The organism is Povalibacter sp. (genome assembly GCF_036520495.1).
In the GTDB taxonomy this organism is placed as follows: Bacteria; Pseudomonadota; Gammaproteobacteria; order Steroidobacterales; family Steroidobacteraceae; genus Steroidobacter.
The window spans coordinates 105377-120240 of record NZ_DATDJO010000022.1 but is presented as its reverse complement, the minus strand read 5'-3'; the positions used below and the strand labels follow the sequence as shown (position 1 = coordinate 120240).

The window sequence follows — 14864 nt, the reverse complement described above, 5'->3', positions numbered from 1 at the left end:
ATGTCCGGTGGCCGCCGCTAGAACCAGTAATCCGCGACGCATCGTCCATCTCGCGGCAGATCGTCGAATGTCACCAATCCGTCGAAATGATCGATCGGAATCTGTGCGACTGCATCTGGTTCGGTGAGTCGCAAGTTGACGGCGATGCGCCGTCGCCCGTCAGCGTCGAGTTGCAACGATCGCCAGAATGCGATGCAGCCACACGTCGGGCAGAAGTGAAAGCCGATAGCCTTGCCGCGTACGTAGGCCTGTGTCGGACCAGACACATGAATGTCTTCGCCTTCGAAGTCGTAGGCCCACAGTGCGCCATAGCGGCGACACATGGTGCAGTTGCACGCCGTGGCGCCGTCCGGCATCCCGTCGACTCGCCATTGAACCGCGCCGCAGTGACATGAGCCTTCGATCATCGCTGTCCCTCGGTTCTGGAAAATGTCGCGTTTTTCCTGCGCGCCTTTACGCCGCGGTTTCGCTGACCGCGGCGGCTTACTGCGTTTCGGGGTGCGTCTTCAGGGAGATCTCGATATACGCGCGCTTTTGAAACCGTCCAGAGAGCTTCGCGAAAAAATCGGTGAGCCGCATCTGCAGGCCGTACTTGCGACGCAGCGCCTGCAATGCGGCGGCGATCCCGGTGGGTTCCGTGATGAGTCGCGCTTCACCATCGATCCAGGCGCTCTTCACGTTGCCGCGCAGATCGCACGCAGCCAGCCGCACGCGGGGCGTAACGCGGATGCGTTTCACCTTGCCTGCATCGCCCGCACTGAACACGTAGTAGCGATCGTCGCCTCGCGCGATCCATACCGGCGTTCTGACCTCGGCGCCATTGCGGCGATAGGTGGCGAGACTCACGTAGGTTTCGCCGGCAGGATCGAAAGGTCGTAAGTCGTTCATGGCTGAACAGTGCTCCCGGAGCGGGTGTTCTGGCAAATCCTGGTGAGGAGTGTTCCCTGTCCGCGCGATCGATTCCAGCCAGCAGCCCAGTGCCCGGCAGCCCTTCCGGTCGGGCTGCTTTCAATGCACGTCGCGATGCTGCTGCTGTGTCTTGCTCGCCAGGCTGAAGCGCGCTTCGATCGCGCTGTCGGGCAATTCACCGACGATGCGCCTGGCGGCATAGCGACCGACCGCGGGACCGTGTTTGAAACCGTGGCCGGAGCCGGCACCGATGAGCCAGGCGTTGTTCCATTGCGTGTGACGATCGATCAGCAGATCGCCGTTCGAACTGTTTTCGTACTGACACACCCGTGTTTCCGATACAGGCGCATCGGCGAGTGCCGGGAAGCGGCGTTGCATGAAGGTGCGCACGTCGTGCAGCTCGGCGGGGGCCGTCATCCGCTCTGCGGTGTCCGGATCCATCGGTGCGCCGTGCTGGTCGTGTGCGATCTTGAAGCCGCGCGCTTCGAGCGTCGGAAAACCGTAGTAGATGTCGCCGTCGTTGAAATCGGCCCAGCAGGGCAACTGCGTTGGCGCGAAGCGTTCATCACCGGGGGGCGGGCGAAAGAAAAAGACCGCCTGCCGCGTCGGGAAGATTCTCGAGCCCAGCAACTGCGGGAACAGCTTGGGCAGCCAGGGCCCGCACGCAAAGACGAACTGATCGGCTCGCAACGATTCCCCTGCACTCGTCTTCAATGTTTTCAATGTGTCCGAGGCGGCGAGCGGCGGGATGGCGCATTGACGATACTCGCCGCCAGCCGCGACGAATTCGCGCACCAGGGTCTGGACTGCGCGGCGTGCCATCAAGGCGCCGCGATCGCGTTCGAACAGGCCGACCTCGATGTCGTCCCACACCATCTGTGGATAGCGGCGTTTGAGTTCGGCCCGGTCCAGCGCTTCGATCGGAATGCCCAGGTCCCGGTGTGCCTGCAGCGATTGCTGCACATACGGTTCCATGCGTTGAAAGAAGAACAGGACGCCGATGGGATGAAAGATCGGCAGGCCCGCACGTGCCGACAGCCATTGCCAGTCGGTCAGCGATTCCCAGGCCATGCGGCTGTAGAGGGCATCCCGGCCATAGGCCGTGCGTGTGATGCGTGATTCGCCGCCGGAGGATGCCAGCGCATTCGCCGCGCCCCAGGCATCGACGAGCAGCACGCGCTTACCGAGTTTGGTCAGGTGCCATGCGGTCCACGCGCCGAAGACACCGGCGCCGATGACGATAATGTCGGGAGAGCCGGTCGACGGCTTTCTCGTGGACGGCTCCGTGGTCACTGCGGTGGCGGACGATACGCTCGCGGCCGCCGCGAGTGACGCAAGGACATCGCGTCGGGTGACTGGGTGGTCCGGCATTGGCGCACCTCACAAAACCTCGGTGTCGACAGGCTTTCCCGCGCAATAGTGCACCAAGCGTGCGCGGCTGCCCACTGCTGATCGGAGCGGGCGCCGCTGTTGTTCAGGACGGATCGCAGCGGAGTTCAGTCTGCGGGCAGGGCTTGTTCGCGTGCGCCTATCGGCCGGCGACCGGAAGGACGGGGGGAGGGTCTTGGCGAGACCTTCCGTTGTTTTATCGCAGCGTCGAAGAGGTCGCCGCCGCATCAGGGTCATGGCAGCGTTGCGTGTCGATTCGCTGTCGCGCACCGCACGGCTTAGTGCCATCCTGACTGGGGAGTGCCTACCTGCGTTGCCCTTCCCGGTGATGATCGGGCCCGCCAAGCCCCTCCCCCCATCCATCCAGTCGCCAGAGGCACGCTGCTTGGGTGGGCTTCCCAGAAGCGTGCTGATCGAAGCTGCGGATGCTCAGCGCCGATGCAGCGCAGCCACCACACCCGTGAGCAGCTTCTCCAAAAACTTTGGTCGATAGCGGGTTCGATAGTTCGGCGTGTCGTCGATTGCATCCGGAAACCAGTCGAACGACCCGAAGGTCGTGACGGGTGTCGTCGAGTGGCCCTGCGGACCGGCGCGCCCGATCATGAGCGTGAGTTCGTTGAGATGCAGCAGGAAATCGGCCGACATGGGCTGCGGCCGACCCTCGCGCATGGCCCTGACCATTTCGGCGAGGCCGAGGAATTTATCGGTGGAGTAAATCTGGCGGCGGCGCAGCCAGCTGACGAACTTGTGTTTGAGCGAGGTGCCGACGCCGCGTTCCTCGCCCGCGTGCGACTTCCAGCGTCGCATCAGCGGCAGGCGACGTCCGCCGATGCCGACCAGGCGGCCGATCATCGGATGCGTGCGCACCGTGTAGGCCTTGCGACCGCTCAGGCTGACCCGCGAGAAGCGTTCGAGCCGCACGGGCGATTGATCGTGAAAGATGTTGTCGACGCTGATCTCGCCTTCGTCGCCGATCACGCGAAAGCGATGATCGCGTGGCGCAACCCATGAGCAGGTCACGCGCGCCGCAACGCCATTGGCGAAGTCGATGCAGGCGACCGAGAGATCCGCGGTGTCCGACGGCGACAGCGGTACGGGAGTTCGCTTGTTGGGCACCAGGCATTTCGAAAAGGCAGTGACGGAGGTGGCCGGACCGAACATCGCGCATAGCCAGACGAGGTGGTACGCAACGTGTTCGATGGTGCAGCCTTCCTGCAGTTCCTCGGCATACGGAAAGGGTGCGCCGGTCGGGCTCTGCACCTTGTCGAGCTGCATGAGGTGCGCCGGGTTGTCGTCCAGCTCCGCATAGATGAGGATTGGCCGGCCGATCGCACCATCACGCACGGCTTTCCAGAGCGTGCAGATCGCGTCCGAGTACAGATTCGGCGGCGCGCCGGTGAACACTACGCCGCGCGCCTTGGCGAGTTCGACCAGTTCGCGGGTGCGTTCGAGTTCCGTGGTCAACGGCTTTTCGGAATAGACATGCTTGCCGGCTTCGATCGCGCGCCGGATCACATCGTAGTGCGACTGGATGCTGGTGAGGTTGACGACGATCTCCACCTGCGGATCTGCGAGCAGCGCCTCGTAACTCGGGTAACTGTGGAATCCATAGTGCTGCGACACGACGGCGGATCGTGCCGTGTCGATGTCGAAGATGCCGCAGACCTCGAGTTCCGGGTACGCCCACTTGGTGCGCATGTAGATGTCGAAGACATAGCCGCAGCCCACGAAAGCAATCTTCATGCGGATCAGAGTTCCTTGGCGGCCTGGCGGTGGATGCTGTTGCGGATCGCCTCCGACGTGGCGGCGACGGCGATGCTGTCGTCGAGCGGCATGATGCTGCTCTCGATGGCGCCGCGCTGGACACACGCACGGACTTCGTCCGCCTCGTAGTGATAGCCATTGCCCGCGTAGCGGAAGTCCATGGACTTGCCGCCGCTCCGACTCGATCGGCCGAGACGTTGCGCGATGTGGTGAATCAACCCGTGCTGACGCAGTCGTGCTTTCCAGCCGAACTCGGCGGCCTCGTAGCCGCGGGGCGGCTGGCGCGACAGGACGAGGCCATAAGGGCGAACGATCGAGCCGCGCACGCCGAGCATGCCTTCGGTGCCGAGCACGTGGAAATCGTCAGGAGCCCAGGCGCGCAGACTGACGAAGAACGAGCCGACGACGCCATTGCCGTATTGCAGCTGGAAGGCGGCGTCTTCGTCGATACCGGTCGGGCCGATGGTGCCCATGGCCTGCACGAGGGTCGGTGCGCCGAACAGCCATTGCCCCAGTGACAGCGGGTAGGCGCCGAGGTGCGCGATGGCACCGCCGCCGAGCGCAGGATTGAACATGCCGTTGGCGGCTTCGGGGATCTGCGAGGTGCCAAAGTTGCCGGTGACCCAGCGCACATCGCCGATGGTCCGTTCCTTCAGCCTGTCGTGCAGGGCCCGCGCAGCGGGCAGGAAACGCGTCCACATCGCTTCCATCGCGAAGACTGACCGGGTGCGCGCCGCTTCCGAAATACGGATGGCGTCGGTGGCGCTGCAGGTCATGGGCTTCTCGATCAGCACGGGAATGCCGGCCTCGATGCACAGCAGCGCATGGGCGGCGTGTTCCGACGGTGGGGTGGCGATGTAGACGGCGTCCACGCGGCCCTCGGCCGCCGCTTCGGCGTAGCCCTGGATCGCACGGGGAATGCCCAGCGCTGTGGCGAACGCCTGCGCCTTGTCACGAGAACGCGAAGCGATGAACTCGGCCCTGGCCCCTTGGGCGGCCGCGAGTCCAGCCACGAACTTTGCCGAGACCGCGCCCGTACCGAAGATGCCCCATCGAAATTGTGTCACTCACCCACCGCCAATCCAGCCGCAAGAGTTTCTGGTTCTGCGAATCCGCTGCGCACAAAAACGTCCGCGGAACCCGCTGGGCCCGCGGACGTGACTGTGCACACCACCGTCATCGATTGCGCGATCGCCAGACGGCCCGAAGTCGGATGTGCAGGATACGCGCCACAACGCCGAAACTGCGCCTGCAGTTCCAACAGGTGCGGCAAATGATTGCGTTTGCGCCACAGCGCAGCGTCGGTATGTTGCGACGAGCTGTCGCGCGGCAGGTGGCGAGGGCGCTCGGATCGTCAGGCAGGTCCACACGCCAGGGCCAGCGGGATGGCCAGCCTGACTTCGAACGTGGTGGCGCCTACCGGACCTGCGGCGAACTCGAAGTGACCGCCGTAGTGCAGGCGCAGCCGTTCGCGGACATTGGCCAGTCCGAGACCCGTGCCCTGCGTGCGGGTGGGTGCGGCGAAATCATTGGTGATGCGCAGTTCGAGCTGCTCGCCGAGGGCGCGCGCGGCGATGCGAATGCGTGCGATCTGGCCGCTGCCGCGACGGCCGTACTTGACGGCGTTCTCCACCAGCGGCTGTAACAGGAAGCTCGGCAGCGACGCGTTCTCGAGCCGCCGTTCGATGTCGTAGTCGATGGCCAGTTCCGGATGGCGCGTCTGTTCGATCTCGAGATAGAGCCGCTGGTTCTCGAGTTCCATTGCCAGCGTGGTGCAGTCGGCAGAGGTGTCCTCGAGCGCCATACGCAGGAAATCCGACAGTCGGCCGATCATGTGCCCGGCTTCTGCGTTGCGGCGATCCAGCACCAGCGTCGACAGCGAGTTCATCGTGTTGAACAGGAAGTGCGGATTGATCTGGTAACGCAGCGCCCGCAGCTGCGCCTCGCGCGCCGCGATCCCGATGCGGGCATGTTCCTGCGACTGGCGGCGCACCTGCTCGCTGTAATCGATGGCCAGGTGCAGCGCCGCCCAGGCCAGAAAAAACCAGGCCCAGAAGCCGTAGATGATGACGCTGAGGCCCAGCGTATCGCGCGTGGGTGCGGTGGCGACGCCTGCCCAGTGCAGCGCCGCATTGTTCGCCAGCAGATGTATGAACGCAGCGCAGAAGGCCAGCGCGAAGGTGAGCAGCGCGCGCCGGCGAAACGGACGCGGCGGTATCTGCATGATCAGCCGATGCATGCCGACGCACAGTCCAATGCCGAAAACTGTCAGCCCCAGGCGCAGCGCAGCACGTACCAGTTGATGCTCCATATCGCCGGCGATGCCGGAGAGGGTCACCATCAGGTAATTCGCTGCCCACAGTCCAACTGTCATCCGGGCTACGGTTGGCAGGATCGATGCCTCGCGAGCGTCCTCGCGCATCGTCGGATCGGTAGTTGCCGGAATGACTTCACTCATCGCTTCGGATTATGGCGACGTTCAATGGCAGCGTCATGGCTGGCTTGAAATGGGCGGGGTTCTGATCCATTCGTCTCTCCGGAAAGCCCGGTGCTCGGTGGACTGCGATGTTCACCAGGACTTCGAGCAACGTACGTGCTGCACCATCCGCAGGCGATGGCTTCAGAGGTCACAAATGGCTGCAGCACAGGGAGGATGCTCGCGCCAGTCGGCCCGCCCTGTGTGCGATGACTGAAAACCAGTCGGCCGCGATATTGCCGGAAGTCATGCCCGTTGATGAGTCCATGGGAGGCGGCGGCCGATATTTCGCACACGGTTTCTGCCGATATTCCACGCGCTTTTCGCGGCGTTTAATGGGGCGGGCGCGAGTTCCAGTTCATGTTCGCATCTGTGCGCACGGCTGCAATGCCTCACTCACGCGGTGACTGCAGAAGTAGTGCGCGTTCGGCTTTGCTCCAACGTATAAACAAGCAGGAGATTCTCAACATGCGCGGACCCAGTCTGTTACTTGGCGGCGTCATTGCTTCGGTGCTCGCCACCGCGGCGCTGGCGCAGACCAGCATCGATCGGTCATTCACGACAGTCAGCAAGGATTGCCCCGGAATCCAATGGTCGGCAGAAGCGCTGAAGGCCTATCCGAACATCGCCAGGGCCTGTCAGGCCGTCGAAGAACGCAATGGAAAGACCTACGTGAAGTTCGCGGGGCGCGTCGAGCGCAATATCAACAGAGGCGAACAGCTGACGATCAACTTCCGGGATGGCGGTACGCTGACATTGAGCCCCCCCGCCAACACCAAACTGTACGTGAATGGCAAGGAGACATCCGTCGCCAGCTTGCAGCGCGGTGATCAGCTGCAGTTCTACGTGCCGGAGGATGAGTTCGTAGCGCAGGTGGCGGAGGACGATACGCCGCAAACACGGTATGTGGTCGTACCAATCGTTTACCGCGAAGTCATCCAGGAACCGGAGCAATCAGCGGCCGTACTGCCAGACACCGCGGGCGAGATGCCGCTGGTCGCTCTGTCAGGACTGATGCTGCTCGGTCTCGGGGCCGGTCTTTCCGTCGTGAGAATGAGGAAGCGCTGAGCGGTCCACCCTGCGCGACCCTCTCTCTGCGAAGAGGATCGCGCAGGAGACTCAACCGCCTGCCGCGAGTGGCGTCGCCTGCGCGTGCACGATGAAGCGCTGCGGAGCCGATCCGACGAAGTAGAACGGATAGCAGGTCACCAGCGTGATCTGTGCGGTCTCGGTCGGTGCCAGCACGCTGGAAGCGCCGGGGTCGACGATATCCAGTCGGGTGATCCGGTATTCGCGGGTCGACGCAACCGTGTCCAGGAACAGGGTGTCGCCGACCCGAATGTCTTTCAGTACCCGGAAAAAGCCATCACGATGTGCGGCGATCCCGATATTGCCGGTGGCGCTGTCGATTGCCGCCGTGCCCGCGATGCGCCCGGCGCCGCGATTCAGCGTGAGGTCGCTGGTGCCCTCGTAAACCGGGACTTCCAGCTTGAGCTTCGGGACGCGCAGGACAGCTTCGGGCAATCCCTGGTGCTGCAATGCCGTCCGGTACTGCGCAAGACGTTTTGCATTCCACAATGACGTGTCGGGTTGGCCGGTCTGCAATGACTGAGCTCGCGGCGACGCAGGTGTGAAATCCTCCGTGGTGTTCTGCACCAGCAGCGCTGCGTGCTGGGCGCGCGCCTGTCGCATTGCATCGACGCCATCTGCGCTGGCATTCGCCGACCAGGTGCGGAAGCCGATATACGCGGCGAGCAACAGCGCGCCAGCGATCCAGGCAGAAATTTCCAACAGCCGGACAGGACGCATGGCGCTCGTGCTCACCAGATCCGCAGGAGCGGTTAGCGTACCTTCACTGGGCGCCCGATGCCGCTGGTCAGGGCTTCGGTGACTACCTATGACCGCTGCCTGTGAACAGGACCTCTGATAGTGGGTCCGGCTGAAGGCAGATCCACAGGCGGATTTACCAGCTACTCTCTCGCGGCTAGCGCCGCATTCGTCTGCGAAGCCAGGTTGTACTCCAGTCGATTCAGCGTGAAGTGCACGGTCGTGCCGCGTCCCAGTTCGCTCTCGATCCAGATCCGGGTGTCGTGGGCGTCGATGATCCGCTTGGTGATGTAGAGCCCGAGACCGGTGCCGTGACGACCTTCGCGCGAGCCTGACCAGTAAGCGTCGAACACCAGCGGCAGGTCCTTCGAATCGATGCCGGGCCCCGTATCGCTGACTGAGATCTGCAGGTCGTCATCACTGCGCTTGACGACGATCGTGATGGTGTCCCCATGCCGGCAGAACTTGATGGCATTGCCGAGCAGATTGGACAGGACCTGCAGGATGCGCTCACGGTCGCAATGGACGACATCGGTGGGAATGCTGCAGTCGACGACCAGATTGATGCCCTTGGCCTCGGCCAGAGGCTCGTGCACGGCCGACGCCTCGGCGGCGACCTTGCCGACCAGCTCGGGTTTGATCGATACGGCGATGTGGCCGTTGCGGATGTTGGCCATGTCCAGCAGGTCCGCGATGACGCGGCTCATCAGGTCCACGGTGCTGGAGAGGCGGCTGTGAATCGCGGTCCTGGCCTCGTCGCTCAGTTTCTCCGGTTTGCGGCTCAGCAGCTGCACACCGCTCTTGATCGCCTGCAGGAAGTTGCGCACGTCGTGCGAGACGACGGCAAGCACATCCTCGCGCGCCTGCACGGCTTCGCGCAGCTGGGCCTCGCTCTGCTGCAACTGCCGGAACTGGTCCGCGAGCCGCTTGCGCTGCTGGTCGAGGCTGATGAACGTATCGGCCTTGTGGCGCACCGCATGCGGGTCCAGCGGCTTGAGCAGGAAGTCCACCGCGCCGGATTCGTAGCCGCGGAACACGCGTTGTGCATCACCCGTGCCGGCAGTGACGAAGATGATCGGAATGTATTTGGAGCGTTCGGCGCCGCGCATCAGCTCGGCCAGTTCGAAGCCGTCCATCTCCGGCATCTGCACGTCCAGGAAGGCCAGCGCAAACTCGTGCTGCAGGATCAATTCGAGTGCCTGCGTAGCGGATTGTGCGAAGAGGATGTCCGCATCGTCACGTCGCAGCAGCGCTTCGAGTGCCACCAGGTTTTCCTGGATGTCGTCGACCAGAAGGATTTTTGACTTGCAGCTCATGCAGGGCTCCGTGAGGTGAGCGTCGGCGCAGGACCGGTCAGCAGCGCTGGCAGCTGGAGCGCCATTTGATCGGGCGTCCAGAGAAAAGTCGGATCGAACAGTTGCAATGCTGCCTGCGGCATGACGGTCGCGTCTGCCGAGGCCGGTGTCTGCACGATCGTTACGGCACCCGCCGCATGAATTTCCTGCATCGCCGCCGCCCCATCGACACTGGCGCCGCTCAGCAGGATCGCGACCAGGTCGCGGCCGTACACATCGCGTGCCGACTCGAACAGCACATCGATCGATGGTCGCGAGTAATGCACCGGTGGGTCCGCGGAAAGTGCGAAGGCCCGATGCGACTCGATCAGGAGGTGATAGCCGGGAGGTGCAACGTACACCGTGCCTGGCGCCAGCGGTTCCTTGTCTTCGGCCTGCTTCACCGGCAGCGGACATTCCCGGGCCAGCAAGCCGGTCAGAGTGTCAGGAGGACTCGGTGACAGATGCAGGAGTGCGATCACCGGCAGATCCAGCGTGACGGGCAGGCATTGCAGGATCGTGCGCACTACCCCCAGCGCGCCGGCTGAGCCTCCGATGAGGAGCGCCGCGGGAAGCGCCGGGTCGCGGGTGGTGCCGGCAGATCCCATCAATCCACCCTCCGGAAAATCTTCTGACCCGTGCTCATGTCGCAGAAGCGCGTCGCCTCGCTCGAGAAGCGAATGGACTCCTTCGTCCCCAGGCAGAGAAAACCTCGCGGGCAGAGCGCTTCGGCGAACAGCCCAAGGGCGCGATCCTGCAGCTCGCGATCGAAATAGATGAGCACGTTGCGACACGAGACCAACTGGACCTCGGAGAAAATGCTGTCGGTCGCCAGGCTGTGATCCGCAAAGGTGATGCGGCGACGCAGCTGCGGCGCCATCACCGCGTGGACGGCATCCGTGTGGTAGAAATCGTTGAGCGAGCCGCGTCCGCCTGCCGCCCGGTAGTTCAGGATGAATTGCTGCAGGCGATCCAGCGAGTAGACGCCCGCCTGCGCGCGTCGCAGACTGTCATCGTTGATGTCGGTCGCATAGATCAGCGTGCGCTCCAGCAAGCCCTCCTCCGCCAGCATGATGGCGTAGGAATAGGCTTCTTCTCCGGTGCTGCAGCCGGCGATCCACAGTTTGAGTGACGGATAGGTCGCAAGAATCGGCACCACATGCTGTCGCAGGGCGAGGAAGAACTCGGGATCGCGAAACAGATCGGTGACCTGGATCGTGAGATACGCGAGCAGCTGCGGAAAGACATGCTTGTCGTGCAGGATGCGTTCCTGCAAACCCGAAATGCTGTCGCACTGCAAGCCGCTCAGCGCCTGCAGCAGGCGCCGGCGCACGGAGGCGATCGCATACTGGCGGAAATCGTAGTGGTAGCGCTGGTAGATCGCCTCCAGCAGCAACCGTATCTCCAGATCTGTGACCTCCGGTCTCAACGCGGCGCCTCCGGCGGCATCCAGATACGCAGCAGCGACAGCAGCTTTTCGATGTTGATGGGCTTGGTGATGTAATCGTTCGCGCCGGCGTCGAGGCAGCGCAGCCGGTCGTCCGGCATCGCCTTGGCCGTCAGCGCAATGATCGGCAGGTTACGCAGGGCCGCATTGCTGCGGATGTGGCGCATCGCTTCGAGTCCATCCATCTCGGGCATCATGATGTCCATCAACACCAGATCGATGTCCTTGCGGCGTTCGAGCGTGGTCAGCGCTTCATGGCCGTTGCGCGCGATTTCCAGCAACACGCCGTGCGGCTCGAGCACGCGGCTGATGGCGAAGACATTGCGCACATCGTCTTCCGCCAGCAGGATGCGCCGCTTGTCGAACACGGATTCGCGGCTGCGTGCCACACGCAGCATGCGCTGCTGCTCGGCGGGCAGCGACGCTTCGAGTCGGTGCAGGAACAGCGTCACTTCATCGAGCAGTCGCTCGGGCGACCGTGCGCCCTTGATGATGATGGACTTCGAGTAGCGGCGCAGCTGCTGCTCTTCATCGGTCGACAGCGAGCGTCCGGTATAGACGATGACGGGTGGGAACGAATACGACTCGTCCTCGGCCATCTTCTGCAGCAGCTCCAGTCCCGACGCGTCCGGCAGCGACAGGTCGAGCACCATGCAGTCGAACGTGACTTTGCGCAGCTGTTCCAGTGCGGCACCGGCGGTGGGAACCGCGATCGTGCGCACCAGGTCCGATTGCAGCAACCGCTCGATGCTGTCGCGTTGCAAGGTGTTGTCTTCGACGATCAGTACGGTGCGTTGCTCCTGCGTCGCCTTGCTCTCGAGGTTCGCGAGTGCAGTGATGAGCTGTTCGCGATCCACCGGCTTCATGAGCACACTGGCCGCACCCATCTCCAGCACCGTCTGCGAGTAGTCGAAACTCGAGATCACCTGGACCGGGATGTGGCGCGTGGCGGGGTTGTGCTTCAGGCGATCGAGCACCGACAGGCCGGTGTGATCAGGCAGGCGAATGTCCAGCACGATGGCGGTGGGGCGGTGACGCATCGCCAGTTCAATGCCTTCGTCCGCGGTGGCGGCCAGCAGGCATTCGAACTGAAAGCCTGCCGCCAGCGTCGCGATGATGCCGGCGAATGCGGGATCGTCCTCGATGATCAGCAGCACGCGTCCCGATCCTGTAGCGGATTGCGGCGCGGGCCCGCTGACAATGGGAGCCGGGTTCTTCGGGCGCGCCGGAGTGCGCAGCGAAGGAGCGGGATGCGATTGCCCGATCGCCGCCTGTGGTGCCGCAGGCTGCGGTCGCTCCGACTGCGGCAACGTCTGCGGGATCAGGAGTGTGAACGTGCTGCCCGAGCCCGGTGCGCTGCGCAGTTCGATGCGGCCCCCGAGCATCACGGCCAACTCTCGCGAAATCGACAGTCCGAGTCCCGTCCCGCCAAAGCGCCGATTGGTCGTGCCGTCGGCCTGCCGGAACGGCTCGAAGATGATCCCATGCTGTTCGGCGGCGATACCGATCCCCGTATCCTCCACGGCGAAGCCGAGCCAGTCCCGCTCTTGCGGCGCGGTGGGCACGAACACGCTCAGGCGCACATGTCCCTGCATGGTGAACTTGAGCGCATTCGACAGCAGGTTCTTGAGGATCTGCCGCAGGCGCTGCGAATCGGAATGCAGCGTCACTGGCGCGTCGGCTGCCACATCGATCTCGAAGCTCACGGACTTCTGGTCCGCCAGCGGCGTGAACGTCTGGATCATGTTGTCCAGCAGTTGCTGCACGCCGATCGATTCGCGCTTTACGTCGATCTGGCGTGCTTCGATCTTGGACAGGTCGAGGATGTCGTTGATCAGCTCCAGCAGGTCGTTGCCCGCAGAATGGATGTGGTTCGCGAACTTGATCTGTTCTTCGGTCAGGTTGCCCTGCGGATTGTCGGCGAGCAGTTTCGCCAGGATCAGCGAGCTGTTGAGCGGCGTGCGCAGCTCGTGCGACATGTTCGCCAGGAACTCGCTCTTGTACTGGTTGGCACGCTCCAGTTCGCCGGCCTTGTCCTGCAGTATCTGTTGCGTCTTCGCCAGATCGTCGCGCTGCTGCTCGAGCATCTGCGTGTACTCTTCGAGCTGCGTATTGTTCTGCGCGAGCTGGTGTTGCTGGGTTTCCAGATGGGCCTGCGATTCCCTGAGCGCCCTGGTCTGGACTTCCAGTTCCTCATTGCTGACGCGCAGCTCTTCCTGCTGCGTCTGCAGCTCTTCGCTCTGCCGCTGGGTTTCCTCCAGCAGGTCCTCGAGCCGCGTGCGGTCTTTGGAGGACCGCACGGCGCGGCCGAACGATTCGAAAGCCCGGGTCAGCAGTTGGCGTTGCGCTTCGCTGGTCGGTTGCAGAAAACCAAGCTCGACGACGGCTTGCACTTCATCGTCCGCGATGGCGGGGACGACGAGCAGCTCGCGCGGTTGCCCGTGGCCCAGGCTCGAGGCGATGGGCAGATAGTTCTCCGGGATATCCGTGACACGCAGCGTGCGACGGTCCTTGGCCGCCTGTCCCAGCAGGCCATCGCCCGGACGGATGGCAGTCTCCGCCGCTGCCGGCGCGAGTGCATAGGCAGCAAAGCGGCGAAAGGCGCCGCCGCCGTTGGCGATGTAGACCGCGCCGACCTGCGCGCCGAGCGACTGCGCGAGAAACGCGAGTGCAGTGTCGCCCAGGACGGCGAGTCGCTGTTCCCCCTGCGTTCGGGTGGAAAACTTCATCAGCATCCGCTGCAGCCAGGTCTCGGTCTCGCGGCTGCGATACTCGCGCGAGGCAGTGATCGCGGAAATGAGGATCAGCGCCAGCAGCAGCGAGGAGCCACCGACTGTGACGAATACGGAGAACTGGGAGGCCTTCAGCCACTCGTCCTCACGCTGATGCAGCAGGGTCTCCTCCGCCTCCACCATGGTGGCGATCTGCGTGCGGATCTGGGCCGTGGCGATGTGACCGCGGTCCGTGCGCACCACCGACATGGCTTCCTCGATCTTGCCGTCACGGCGCAGCTCGATGGTGCGATCGAGTTCGGCGAATTTGGCGTCGATCTGCGCGCCCAGCGAATCCAGACGTTCGCTCTGGCGCGGATTGTCAGAGAGGAAGTCCTTCAGCTTGCGGCGCTGGAGCGGGGTTTCGGTGGCTGCAGCCATGAAGGGCTGCAGGTACATCTCTTCGCCGGTGAGCAGGTACCCACGCTGCGCAGTCTCGGCATCGATGATCAGCGCTTGCAGCCGCTGCAAGGCGCTGACGACCTCCAGCGTATGCGAGACCCGGTCGCGGGATTCGGAGCGGCTCTGCAACGACGCCAGGGTGACGATGCCGATGAGCAGCATCGCGAGAAGCGCCAGAGCGAGGCCAACGAATGTGCCCCAGGGCAGCGGTAGTTTCGAATGAATGCGGGAGCTGTCAGCAGCGTCTTCGGTAGCCGTCGTTGCGGTGGCGGTCATTGTTGTAGCCCGATGGATAACAGCTCGAATAGTACGGGGAACCCTTGCATGAAGGCTCATGCGGATTTATGCGACCCCGGATTTTTTCGCCAAGAGGATTCTGAAGCCAATGCGTGCAGCTGCGCGACCGTCGCCGGTCGCGCAGGAATTGGTTTTCATGGCTCCAGAAGCCCAGCGCCTGCAACGCATGAGCATCGTGGAAGTTCCGCTGACACGGCGGTCAGCGTCAGGCAGCGGGATGGGGCAGCATCCCGTTGCCTGCGGTCAGT

Annotated in this window: 12 protein-coding genes; 1 reads left to right on the top strand and 11 read right to left on the bottom strand. The window is 63.6% G+C overall.

Annotated elements, in window-relative coordinates; all coding sequences use genetic code 11:
• Nucleotides 1-17: 17 nt before the first annotated feature.
• From VIZ63_RS07915 to VIZ63_RS07890, 6 genes are all read right to left on the bottom strand, one after another.
• Nucleotides 18-407: a GFA family protein gene (locus VIZ63_RS07915; protein ID WP_331609012.1), complete on the bottom strand. Its 390-nt coding sequence runs from the start codon at nt 405-407 to the stop codon at nt 18-20.
• Between the two features lie 76 nt (nt 408-483).
• Nucleotides 484-888, bottom strand: coding sequence for a PPOX class F420-dependent oxidoreductase (locus VIZ63_RS07910; protein ID WP_331609010.1), 405 nt, complete (start codon nt 886-888; stop codon nt 484-486).
• A gap of 120 nt (nt 889-1008) precedes the next feature.
• Nucleotides 1009-2280, bottom strand: coding sequence for an FAD-dependent oxidoreductase (locus VIZ63_RS07905; protein ID WP_331609009.1), 1272 nt, complete (start codon nt 2278-2280; stop codon nt 1009-1011).
• Between the two features lie 447 nt (nt 2281-2727).
• Nucleotides 2728-4041 (bottom strand): Gfo/Idh/MocA family oxidoreductase, encoded by a 1314-nt coding sequence (locus VIZ63_RS07900; RefSeq protein WP_331609008.1) that lies wholly within the window; start codon nt 4039-4041, stop codon nt 2728-2730.
• Between the two features lie 5 nt (nt 4042-4046).
• Nucleotides 4047-5129, bottom strand: coding sequence for a Gfo/Idh/MocA family oxidoreductase (locus VIZ63_RS07895; protein ID WP_331609007.1), 1083 nt, complete (start codon nt 5127-5129; stop codon nt 4047-4049).
• A 287-nt stretch (nt 5130-5416) separates the two neighbouring features.
• Nucleotides 5417-6520, bottom strand: a complete 1104-nt coding sequence (locus VIZ63_RS07890) for a sensor histidine kinase (protein ID WP_331609006.1) — start codon at nt 6518-6520, stop codon at nt 5417-5419.
• Nucleotides 6521-7006: 486 nt separating this feature from the next.
• On the opposite strand from VIZ63_RS07890, the gene VIZ63_RS07885 reads away from it, so the two are divergent.
• On the top strand, nt 7007-7606 hold the full coding sequence (locus VIZ63_RS07885; protein WP_331609005.1) for a hypothetical protein: 600 nt from the start codon (nt 7007-7009) through the stop codon (nt 7604-7606).
• Nucleotides 7607-7657: 51 nt separating this feature from the next.
• Here VIZ63_RS07885 and VIZ63_RS07880 read toward each other — a convergent pair whose 3' ends face one another.
• The 5 genes from VIZ63_RS07880 to VIZ63_RS07860 form a co-directional block, all read right to left on the bottom strand.
• Complete coding sequence (locus tag VIZ63_RS07880; protein WP_331609004.1) at nt 7658-8347, bottom strand: class D sortase; 690 nt, start codon at nt 8345-8347, stop codon at nt 7658-7660.
• A 161-nt stretch (nt 8348-8508) separates the two neighbouring features.
• Nucleotides 8509-9681, bottom strand: coding sequence for a hybrid sensor histidine kinase/response regulator (locus VIZ63_RS07875; RefSeq protein ID WP_331609003.1), 1173 nt, complete (start codon nt 9679-9681; stop codon nt 8509-8511).
• Entirely contained in the window at nt 9678-10307 is a 630-nt protein-coding gene (locus VIZ63_RS07870; protein ID WP_331609002.1) for a chemotaxis protein CheB, read from the bottom strand. The genes VIZ63_RS07875 and VIZ63_RS07870 overlap by 4 nt, the downstream gene beginning before the upstream one ends.
• Nucleotides 10307-11128 carry a CheR family methyltransferase gene (locus VIZ63_RS07865; RefSeq protein WP_331609001.1) on the bottom strand — a complete coding sequence of 274 codons (822 nt, stop codon included), beginning with the start codon at nt 11126-11128 and terminating at the stop codon, nt 10307-10309. The genes VIZ63_RS07870 and VIZ63_RS07865 overlap by 1 nt, the downstream gene beginning before the upstream one ends.
• Nucleotides 11125-14595, bottom strand: a complete 3471-nt coding sequence (locus tag VIZ63_RS07860; protein ID WP_331609000.1) for a response regulator — start codon at nt 14593-14595, stop codon at nt 11125-11127. The genes VIZ63_RS07865 and VIZ63_RS07860 overlap by 4 nt, the downstream gene beginning before the upstream one ends.
• Nucleotides 14596-14864: the final 269 nt, after the last annotated feature.